At 41.3% G+C, this 10,703-nt stretch carries 9 protein-coding genes and 2 pseudogenes; 4 read left to right on the forward strand and 7 right to left on the reverse strand.

The annotated features are described in order from the left end of the window. Positions 1-120: 120 nt before the first annotated feature. Positions 121-636 (reverse strand): YbaK/EbsC family protein, encoded by a 516-nt coding sequence (locus BFI01S_RS19315; protein WP_061794056.1) that lies wholly within the window; start codon positions 634-636, stop codon positions 121-123. Positions 637-832: 196 nt separating this feature from the next. Here BFI01S_RS19315 and BFI01S_RS19320 point away from each other — a divergent pair, with 196 nt between their 5' ends. Then, positions 833-1,936 carry an aromatic acid exporter family protein gene (locus BFI01S_RS19320; protein WP_061794057.1) on the forward strand — a complete coding sequence of 368 codons (1,104 nt, stop codon included), beginning with the start codon at positions 833-835 and terminating at the stop codon, positions 1,934-1,936. 44 nt (positions 1,937-1,980) lie between these two features. Here BFI01S_RS19320 and BFI01S_RS19325 read toward each other — a convergent pair whose 3' ends face one another. The 3 genes from BFI01S_RS19325 to BFI01S_RS19335 form a co-directional block, all read right to left on the reverse strand. Continuing rightward, positions 1,981-3,042, reverse strand: coding sequence for an SDR family oxidoreductase (locus tag BFI01S_RS19325; protein WP_061794058.1), 1,062 nt, complete (start codon positions 3,040-3,042; stop codon positions 1,981-1,983). Between the two features lie 145 nt (positions 3,043-3,187). After that, on the reverse strand, positions 3,188-3,955 hold the full coding sequence (locus tag BFI01S_RS19330; RefSeq protein ID WP_061794059.1) for a hypothetical protein: 768 nt from the start codon (positions 3,953-3,955) through the stop codon (positions 3,188-3,190). Between the two features lie 207 nt (positions 3,956-4,162). Next, on the reverse strand, positions 4,163-4,420 hold the full coding sequence (locus BFI01S_RS19335; RefSeq protein ID WP_061794060.1) for a response regulator: 258 nt from the start codon (positions 4,418-4,420) through the stop codon (positions 4,163-4,165). Between the two features lie 189 nt (positions 4,421-4,609). Here BFI01S_RS19335 and BFI01S_RS19340 point away from each other — a divergent pair, with 189 nt between their 5' ends. From BFI01S_RS19340 to BFI01S_RS19350, 3 genes and pseudogenes are all read left to right on the forward strand, one after another. Beyond that, on the forward strand, positions 4,610-6,658 hold the full coding sequence (locus BFI01S_RS19340; protein ID WP_061794061.1) for a molybdopterin-containing oxidoreductase family protein: 2,049 nt from the start codon (positions 4,610-4,612) through the stop codon (positions 6,656-6,658). 44 nt (positions 6,659-6,702) lie between these two features. After that, positions 6,703-6,921, forward strand: a pseudogene (locus BFI01S_RS19345) (DUF3231 family protein); the annotation flags it as partial. A gap of 230 nt (positions 6,922-7,151) precedes the next feature. Beyond that, complete coding sequence (locus tag BFI01S_RS19350; RefSeq protein WP_061794063.1) at positions 7,152-8,018, forward strand: YitT family protein; 867 nt, start codon at positions 7,152-7,154, stop codon at positions 8,016-8,018. Positions 8,019-8,071: 53 nt separating this feature from the next. Here the strand turns inward: BFI01S_RS19350 and zupT are convergent. The 3 genes and pseudogenes from zupT to BFI01S_RS19365 all read right to left on the reverse strand — a co-directional run bounded on the left by zupT (position 8,072) and on the right by BFI01S_RS19365 (position 10,646). Next, positions 8,072-8,882 (reverse strand): annotated as a pseudogene (gene zupT / locus BFI01S_RS19355) (zinc transporter ZupT). Between the two features lie 377 nt (positions 8,883-9,259). Continuing rightward, positions 9,260-9,679 carry a DUF1801 domain-containing protein gene (locus BFI01S_RS19360; protein WP_061794064.1) on the reverse strand — a complete coding sequence of 140 codons (420 nt, stop codon included), beginning with the start codon at positions 9,677-9,679 and terminating at the stop codon, positions 9,260-9,262. A gap of 121 nt (positions 9,680-9,800) precedes the next feature. Continuing rightward, positions 9,801-10,646 (reverse strand): pirin family protein, encoded by an 846-nt coding sequence (locus tag BFI01S_RS19365; RefSeq protein WP_061794065.1) that lies wholly within the window; start codon positions 10,644-10,646, stop codon positions 9,801-9,803. Positions 10,647-10,703: the final 57 nt, after the last annotated feature.

Raw genomic sequence — 10,703 nt, forward strand, 5'->3', positions numbered from 1 at the left:
ATCTTGAAGCTCATCAATTTTTTTTATAATCAAATTCTTTCCCATATACGTTCTCCTAATCTGCAATCTATTTATTCATTAACTATTATAATAATACAACAAATTTTAATGATAGCCTGCCTATTTCGTGATTTTTTCTAATGGCCGATCAACGATCAGTGCATCTTCCCAATCCTTGCAGACATCCACCCAGGCTTTGGCATCTGAATATGTATTAATTTCAGCAGGTGTAAGTTCAATCGCAGAATTGCTGCTTCCGCACGCAGGGAAAAGTGTTTCGAATCTTTTCATTGATTCATCCAGATAGACATCGAGGTCATTCTTCAATCCAAATGGACACACTCCGCCTACCGCATGGCCAGTCTGTTCGAGGACTTCCTCGGGTGAAAGCATACGTGCTTTGAAACCGAATGTTTTCCGGAACTTTTTGTTATCAATTTTCGCGTCACCGGCTGCCACTACCAGGATTGCATCATCCTCATCACCTTTGAAGGAAAGAGTCTTGGCAATTTGCGCAGTGCTGACACCGATTGTTTCAGCAGCCTCTTTTACAGTTGCGCTTGAAGAATCAAACTCCATTACATCCTGCTCCCGATCCCATTTCTTAAAATGGGCTTTCACACTTTCAATGGACACTTAATCTCACCCTTCCCCTTTGTTAAAATTTTATATATTTTCATTATCTACACTTTATAGTTGTTTATTTTATCATACTATCTGATTATGTCACCGGGATATTCTTTTTTATCAGAAGATTTGCATTTGCTCTTATGGAAGAGTTGCACTAAGATATTAATAAAATTAACGCCAAAGATCTAAAGAAGGTTTTTTTATGAAACAGACTATTCCATTTACATTTATTGGCGGAAGAATTGCCAAAACCGGACTGGCTGTTTTTATAACAGCCTTTATATGCCATATGCTGAATTGGCCAGCCATGTTTGCTGTGATTACGGCCATCGTAACGATTGAACCTACTGTTGCGGACTCCATTCGGAAAGCATATGTCAGATTTCCTGCGGCAGCCATTGGTGCGGGCTTTGCTGTATTATTTACGTTCATTTTCGGGGACAGCCCATACAGTTATGCTGCCGTTTCGCTTGCGACAATCATAGTCTGCCATAAGCTGAAGCTTCATGATGGGATGCTGGTGGCTACATTAACAGGTGTCGCTATGATATCAACGGTACAGGACCATTATCTGTCCTCTTTTTTCATTCGATTGGGGACTACCACTACCGGAATTGTCGTTTCCACAGCAGTTAACTTTTTTGTCATGCCGCCCAATTACTCAACATCCATCATAAAAAACATACATGCCCTTTACAGACGATCCGGTGACATTTTACATAAAAGAGGACTTGAAATTTTCAAATCACAGGGATCTGACGGCACTGTCCGTTCTGATTTTCAAAGACTTATTAAAGATATCGATAAAACGGAAACTTTATGCCATTATCAAAAAGCTGAATATAGGTATCACCGATTTAGCCGTGAAGACATGCGCGACTTTCATTATGAATATAAAAAATTGACTATTTTAAGGCAGATTACCTATCACGTGGGGAACTTGATCTTTCTGCCAACTGGCCTTCTGGAGCTGGAGGAAGACAGGAAAAAGGCTGCCGCTGCTGTTCTTGAGGATATAAAAAACAGCCTATATGACCCGGTCTTTCTTATTACAGAAAGCCATCATAAAAAAATCAGCGAGGTAACACAGTGGTTTATTGACCAAAAACAGCTGAACCCTGCGGGGGGCTTAAAACCGCGCACACACCACCATGTCCAGCCTGAAACAGCCATTCTATATGAGGTTCTCTCCATCCATGACTTAATTGAGGAATTGAATCAAATTCAGACTATGGAAATTAAGCACAGGAAGCTTTTAAAAGCCCCCCTTGAAGCAGGTGCCCAAAAAGACGGGGAACAGACATGAATGATAAAGGAAGACCGGGAATTCAATCCCCGGTCTTTCTTTCGTCAGGAAGGTATACCCGCTTCATCGAGCAAATATCCTGCTATTATTCTTGTTAATACATCACGGTCCATTTGCAGCATGTGAACTCCTGCATCTGCAAGCATCCTTTCCGTATTGTCTGATGGAAAATCAATGGTCCGCTGGAAATAACTGTGGAAAATGCTCATTGAATTATGAAAAGCCTTTTCCTCACTTGTCATTTCTGCAGATGATACTGGGACACACATCTCCAATTGCGGAAAATCCAGTACCTCTCTTACTATTTCATATATATCTGATTGCAGAGGCGGGTTAGGGTTTGTAATGTTAAAAATCCCGCCATTTTCTGCATGAATCAGGGCGGCATCCAGTGTATCTATAACATAATTCACCGGCACAAAATTCTGGGCAACTTCATGATCCAAATAGATTCTGCAGGTTTGGACGTCTTGTCTTCGCATGGCCCGTTTTTTTAAGATCTTGATGCCTTTTAGAAATCCATATAAGCCGAAGTTTGTATCAGCTTCACCTGTTCTGGAATCACCGATGATAATACCGGGACGGAGAATAACAATATCCAGTTTATCCCGGAAGGTATATACGAGGTGTTCTGCCTCGCATTTGGAAGCTTCATAGGGATTTACAAAACGCCTGTCCACAGAGTAAAGAGCCTCCGCCCCCAGAGTCTCTGTCCCAACCGTATAGGCGGTACTGATATATAAAACTTTTGGACAATTTATTTCTAAAGCAAGATTCAGAACATTTTCTGTTCCTCCCACATTCACTTTATAAGTCTTATCCCGATCGTTTTCATCAAATGATAGAAGTGCTGCACTATGGTATAAGGCATCCATCTTTCCTTTTAATGAATTCATAAGTTCTCTATTTAATCCAAGATGTTCTTCTGTAACATCGCCTTCCAATATATGAATCTGTCTGGAAAAATCGCTTCCTTCTCCTTGCATGAAGGCATCCAGCCGCTTTCTGCTCCTGACTAATAAATAAAGTTCATGCCCCTGTTCCAAAAGCTTTAATGAAAGCTTTTTCCCTAAAAAACCGTTTGCACCTGTAATTAGTATATTCAAAGAAGAATCTCAACCTTTCTATCTAACATCCCTGTAAAAACTTTAGCGGGAAATTCAATTAAAAGCAATGGAAATACATTCACCCTAAATCGGTTCTGCATATTCATAAACAACAAAAGCGCCTGGTTTTCCCCAGGCGCCTTTTTTAAGATAAGTATTTTGGTTTTCTCTCATTCTTTTCATCCCTGTCACAGACTCCCTGAAAAGGACAGGCTGGACACTCATTCATATTGTACAAACCCGAAAACTGCTTTGTGTCTTCAAGAAGCGTCTTCATCATCTGCAGATAGTTTAATCCCTCTTCAAGGCTCTCTTTATTTGGATTGAATACATGCCTCTCACCATCCATTAATGTCACGACCTCAATTCTGGCCGGACTTATTCCAAATACCTTTTCTGAAAAAACCACTGTTAAGTGACAATAAAGCTCAAGCATTTGCTCATCAGCATCTACCAGGAATTTCTTCACTATAAAAGAATCCTGCTGCCATTCCGCGACATCAAAAGTTAAAGAAAGATCTGCATTCAGCTCTTTAAGATTCATTCTGAAGTTTTCATACAAAAACAGCGGCTGTGCTATTTCAGATTCACTGCTTAAGTTTCTCATTAAACCATCAGTTATAGCCGCTGCAGCCATATAATATTGAAGCTGGGAATCAAACATACGCAGCTCCAGCCTTCCCCAATATTGATCGATCAGCATCAGAACGTATGCAGGGGTCCGATAGCTTTGCGGCAGCTGATAATAGGATGAAACAACTTTATTGATTATATGCTGAATGGCCTGACGCCAGCCAAGAGGATGTTTTTTCTTTTCTATATGTGCGTAATAAAATTTATAAGGACACCGGATAAAGTCCGTTAAATTCTGGTCAGTCATTGTGCGGACGGATAATTGAGGGTTTTTGATCAACTCCTCGCCTCCTTAAAATTAAAACTATGTATGATTATCACCCATCTTCATTTTAATTGATAATGATTATCAAAATCAACATGTTTTAAAAAATAAATAAAAAGCACCTCAGCTTGAAGGCGTCTCCTTTTGTGTATGGCTCATCCTGCTTTTCATAGTGATAGATCATCTCTTTATCCAGGCACCCTCGTGACATAATTCTCATCATCATAAAAAGATAAAATAATAACTTTGCTTTTTGCTTTGGTTTTCATTCAGCTTATCCGTTGCTTTGATGCCATTCATATTTGGCATGTCGATATCCATAATCATGACGTCAGGCTTATAATTCTTATCAATTATGAGAGCATCACGGCCATCTTCTCCTTCAGCAGCTGCTTCAAGGTCCTCTTCCATTTCCAGTATCCGTTTGACCCCTTCTCTGAAGAGCTTATGATCATCTGCAATCGCAATTTTTAGCGCCATTTCCCTGTTCACCTGCCCGGATGTATTCTGAATCTACCAACCTATTTTATAAAATTTATTACAAAGAATAATTTCTAATATGAGGCTTGGTGTTTCATTATAGAAATTTGCTGTATGCCCCCAGACACCCACCAAATAATCTGAATTTTATGTTATGATCGAAATACTATGATGAAGGAGTATGTGGACATGAACTCTTACAGCAAAACCTTAAATGGTGTTTTCCCATCCGTTTGCTCCCTGGATTGCCCCGATCAATGCGGCCTTCTCATTCATAAAAAAGAAGGAAGAATCGTAAAAATTGAAGGAGATCCCAATCACCCCGTAACACAGGGGAATATATGCAATAAGGTCCGCAGCATGCCTTCAAGAATCTATGATAAGAATCGCCTAAAATATCCAATGAAGCGTACTGGCACCAAAGGTGATGGTCATTTTGAACGGATTGGGTGGAAAGAGGCGATAGACACAATCACCTCCAGATGGAAGGACCTAATTGTCAATAATGGCCCTGAAAGCATCCTGCCATATAGCTTCTACGGAAATATGGGCAGATTAAACGCAGAAGGAATGGACCGCCGTTTCTTCCATAAACTTGGAGCATCACGCCTTGACAGGACGATTTGTCAATCTGCCGGTACAGCTGGATATACGTATACAATGGGCGGGAGCTTGGGAATAGATCCGGAGGATACCATCCATTCAAAGCTCATTATTCTATGGGGCATTAATGCAGTCAGCACGAACATGCATCAAATGATTCTCGCACAAAAAGCAAGAAAAAGTGGTGCGAAAATCGTTGTAATTGACGTCCATAAAAACCAGACCGGGAAAATGGCCGACTGGTTTATACCCATTACACCCGGCACTGATACCGCTCTGGCACTTAGCATCATGCATGTTCTGTTTGCGGAAAATTTAGTGGATGAATCCTTTCTGGAGGAGTTTACGGTTGGCTATCAGGAACTTCGCGAACATGTGAAGCAATATGACCCTGAAACAGCAGCCGGCATAACAGGTGTGCCGAAAGAGGATATTATCAAATTAGCCCGTATGTATGGAGAGACTTCCCCCGCTTTTATCAGAATCGGCAACGGTCCACAGCATCATGACAATGGCGGAATGTGCATCCGCACCATCTCATGTCTTCCTGCCATTACAGGACAATGGCTCTTAAAGGGCGGCGGTGCCATCAAGGGAAACTCAAGCTATCTTGCTTTTAATACTGGAGCCCTTCAAAGGCCTGATCTACTCCGCAAAAAGAATACACGCATCATTAATATGAATCGGATCGGTTCTGCATTGCTTGAACTGGAAAAACCGATTAAATCTATGTATGTCTATGGAACCAACCCTGCTGTTGTGGCACCGGAAGGAAATAAAGTCCGTCAAGGGCTGCAGAGAGAGGATTTTTTCCTTGTGGTCCACGATCTGTTCTTAACCGAAACGGCCAAATATGCTGATATTGTGCTTCCGGCGGCTTCTTCTTTTGAGAATACGGACATATATTCATCCTATTGGCATCACTACATGCAGATTCAGGAGCCAGTCATTGAACCATACGGCGAGTCAAAATCCAATGTCGAAGTGTTTCGGCTTCTTGCTGAAGGAATGGGCTATCATGATGCCGTATTCAAAGAAACGGAAGAAGAAATGATTGATGCCGCATTAGATTTTCCAGCTAACCCTTTCATTGAGGAAATCAATGCTGAATCCCTGAAGAATAACAAGTATATCAAAGCGAAGGTAAAACCGCTGTTTCCCGGCAGGCTGCCCACGTCAAGCGGAAAAATTGAATTATACTCGCAGAGAATGAAAGATGATGGATATCCTCCTCTGCCTACATATATACCGCTGAAGGAAGACGACAAATTCCCGTTTCTATTTGTGCCTGCACCCAATCATAACTTTTTAAACTCTACCTTTTCAAATAATGAAAAACATGCACGCATGGAGAAGGAGGCCCGCCTTCACTTGAATAGTAAGGATGCAAAGGATACTGGAATTGATGATGGAGAGATAGTCCGCGTTTGGAATAAGCGAGGAGAATGCGAACTCAAAGCGGCTGTTGGAGAACTTGTCCTTCCTGGTACGGCAGTTTCACAGGGGATATGGGCAGATATCCCGGGAACCAAACATCTGGTCAATTCTCTGACACCGGACCGTCTTTCCGATATGGGCGGCGGTGCCGTGTTCTTTTCAGGCCGGGTGAATGTATCGAAAATCAGTAAAGAATAACCCCTGCAAAAGTGCAGGGGTTTTGCTATTTTATGAAGCATTGTCATATGAGTTTAATCAGTGCAGCGGGAACCGGAAATTATGCTACGGCTGCAGCTGCGAGCCAGCGCAGCGACCTGGCCTTAAATTATGAACGTTTATCCATTGTAATTGCCAAATATGCGAAGACAGGTGCAGACATTATGATCAAACATCATTGGAAGGAAAAGCCGCCCGGTACAAAAGACCGAAAAAAATTGGCGCAGAATAAAAACAGCTTTTGAAGGAATAGAAAAAGAGCTGCCCCTGCTCTTTTTCAATGCTTTAATTTTTTTCTTTCCGCCCCAAATCACTCAGCTGCCATATATCAGCCCCGCTTTTAGTAAATCCGTTTAATTACATTCAACATCTGTGCTTTTATTCCCTCTAAGGAAGCCAAAGTTATTCTTACTTAAAAATTCACCCTGATAAGTGCTATAATATGTAAGTATATTATAAAGAGGGGCTTGATCATATGGCAATGACGAAGAAAAAGCGGGTTTTAAAAGAGGTAAAACAGCTCATCATGATCACGATAGGTGCGATGATTGCAGCAGCAGGACTTGAGTTTTTCCTCGTTCCCAACAGCATTCTTGATGGCGGTGTTATCGGTCTTTCCATAATTGCTGCAGAGCTGACCGGGATGACCATGAGTCTATTTTTAATTATTCTAAACCTGCCATTTCTCTATATTGGCTACCGCAAAATAGGATTGAAATTCACGATCCATACCTTATTCGGAGTAATTGTTTTATCCGCAAGTACCGCATATCTCCATCATTTTGAGCCTGTTACAGATGATTTATTTCTGGCAACAGTCATTGGAGCAGTCATTCTGGGAACAGGGGTTGGCCTTGTAATCAGAACTGGCGGAGCTTTGGATGGTTCAGAGATTATCGCCATCCTGGTCAGCAAGAAGCGTCCGGTATCTGTCGGTCAATTTATCATGATTGTCAACGTATTTATCTTTATTCTTGCAGCTTTTCTCGTTTTCAGCTGGGAAACAGCCATGTACTCCATTATCACCTATTATATTGCTTACAAAATGATTGATATTGTTGTGGAAGGTATGGAAGAGCTGAAGTCGGTTACGATCATTTCTGATATGCCTGAAGAAATCTCAGCCGAGCTCCTAAAGCAATTGGGGTGGGGAATGACCTATATTCAGGGCCAGGGTGTTTTTACTGGAGAGCCCAAAAAGATCATTTATACCATCGTAACAAGGATTGAACTATCAACGCTCCGTTCCATTGTGGAAGAAATTGACCCTGGAGCATTAGTGGCTATTGAAAATATTGCAGATGTCAGCGGCAGCAATTTTGATAAAGGTACAGCGCACTAATAAAAAAAGCAGTCTCCTTCACACATGCACCAGTGCGGGAGACTGCTTTTTTGTTATATAAACAGCAGTAAACTGAGCGCCATGACGGCCATCCCTGCCACAAGACCATAAATGGAGGTATGGGCTTCGTCATACTTCTTGGCAGCCGGCAATAATTCATCAAGAGAAATGAACACCATTATTCCGGCAACTGCGGCAAAAATGACACCAAACATGACATCGTTTAAATATGGCATTAAAATCAAGTAGGCCACTATTGCGCCAATCGGCTCTGAAAGCCCTGATAAAAAAGAGAGCTTAAAAGCCTTCTTCTTGCTTCCTGTGGCATAATAGACAGGAACTGAGACAGCGATTCCCTCTGGTATATTGTGAATGGCAATGGCCGCCGCAATGGCGATACCAAGCGAAGGATCCTGGAGTGCAGAAGTAAATGTTGCAATTCCTTCCGGGAAGTTATGAATCGCAATCGCCAATGCCGCAAAGGTCCCCATTTTTAAGAGGGCCGGATCCTTGACGATATTGCCGGAATCATTCATTTCTTCAACTGTTCTCACTTCATGGGGATTATCCTTTTTAGGAATAAACCGGTCAATTAATGCAATAAGGAGAATGCCCCCAAAAAAAACCTCCAACAGTTGCCCAGTTGCCGCTTACTTGACCTAATGCTCCTACAAGTGCATCTTTGGCTTTTACAAAGATTTCAATCATGGAGACATAAATCATCACACCAGCGGAAAAGCCAAGTGCCAATGATAAAAACTTCGTATTCGTTCTAGAAGTAAAAAAAGCCATTAAACTGCCAATACCTGTCGCTAAGCCGGCAAACAAAGTAAGACCTAATGCAAATAATACTTCCTGCGACATTTCACTCTCTCCTTTTTCTCTATTGCCAAAAAGTTTCTCCAGGGCAACTTTTGCGTTAAAAAAATATATATGCCAAATTACTATAAGTATATGCGCCTAACTTAAAAAGTTTACTTTGGTAAACATTTTATCTCCAACCCAAACCAAAAGCAATAAAAAAGGACTATTCTATTATTTTTTCTTCAATATTATAAGATGAATTGAGGAAAATGTGCATAATAAAAGAAAAAACCTTCGCTTTTTAGTGCTGCGAAGGTTCAATCCCAGACACGTTCTAATTTGAAAAGTTTCTGAAGGTGAAGTAACCTGGAAAATAATACTAGAATACTCCCGTATGGGTCTTGCTCAAAGGGTGTTTAAGAAAGGCTGGACTTCTCTTACTCCGGGTAAGTCTCCCTTAAAAAGTCAATTGATTGAATAATTAATTCCTTTAACACTTCTGCATCGATATCTGAAATCTTATTTATGTAAACGCAAGCTTTTCCGGTTGTATGTTTCCCAAACCTTTCAAGTAATTCATCTCTTTTTTTATCCCCTTGCGCAAAATATAGGCTGATTTTTGCCTTTCTCGGCGAAAAGCCAACAAGTGGTGCATCCCCTTCATGACCACTTGCATATTTATAATGATACGAACCAAAGCCAATAATGCTTGGTCCCCACATTTTTGCCTGATAACCGGTAGTGTCAGTAAAGATATCAAGCAGCTTATATGCATCCTCCTTCTTTTTAGGGCTCTCAACTTTTTCAATAAATTCAATTACACTGTTATCGTTCTTTTTTGTTTTTACTTCGTACATAATAAACCCAGCTCCTTATTTGGATTTGATTAGTATTTCTCTAAAAACAGGTAATTTCCTTCTGAAAGCATACCTCAACAACAATAAAGAGCAACCATATGATTGCTCTTCACCCATAATCTTATTTTAAAAAGGTACCATTCATATATTCCTTATATGCGGTCCGTATTTCTTCTTCAGTATTCATGACAAACGGTCCACGGGCCACAACCTGTTCTTTGACTGGCTCTCCTGCATATAGCAGAAAGCGCAAAGTCTCTTCGGCTTTTACGGCTATTTCGCTTTCAGCGTTCCCGCCATCTCCCAATTCAAGAACCTGGCCATTGGCCCCTTGAACTTCATTTTCTCCAAAAACCCCGCTGCCCTCTAGAATATAAATAAAGCCTTTGTAGCTGCCAGGCAGGTCCTGTGAAACTTTAGCGCCTTTTGCCATTCTTACTTCAACCATTGTGACAGGCACATGATTTAAAGTTGGAGATACAACCCCTTTTGAGGAACCAGAGAAGACTTTAATAACAGCTCCCTCTTCTTTCCGGACAGGTACTTCACTGCCTTTAAGGTTTTGGTATCTTGGTGCTGTCATTTTCTTCTCCCGTGGAAGATTGATCCACAGCTGCAGCGAATGGGCAGTTATTCCTTCTGATGGCACTTCGTTATGAACGACACCGCTGCCTGCTGTCATCCATTGAACATCACCAGGCCCTAACACGCCGCCCTCACCGGAATGACTGTCATAGTGTTCAATGGCCCCTTCAATGACATAAGTTACCGTCTCAATACCGCGATGGGGATGAACGTCAAACGCTCCCTTTTGAAATTTATCTTCCATCATCAGCAGAAATGGGTCATACTTCTCCCAATTACCCGGTTCTATTACAGGACCTGCTGCATGAATGGGGCTATGTTTCTGCAATTTCACTTTCCTGATAGAAGCGATAGCCCGCTTAGTGATCCTTTCATTCTCCATGTGCCACTTCTCCCTTTTATATGTAAAGGAGCAATTGCAAAACAATTGCTCCCTCTA

It is taken from the genome of Cytobacillus firmus NBRC 15306, from assembly GCF_001591465.1.
Taxonomy (GTDB): Bacteria; Bacillota; Bacilli; order Bacillales; family Cytobacillaceae; genus Cytobacillus; species Cytobacillus firmus.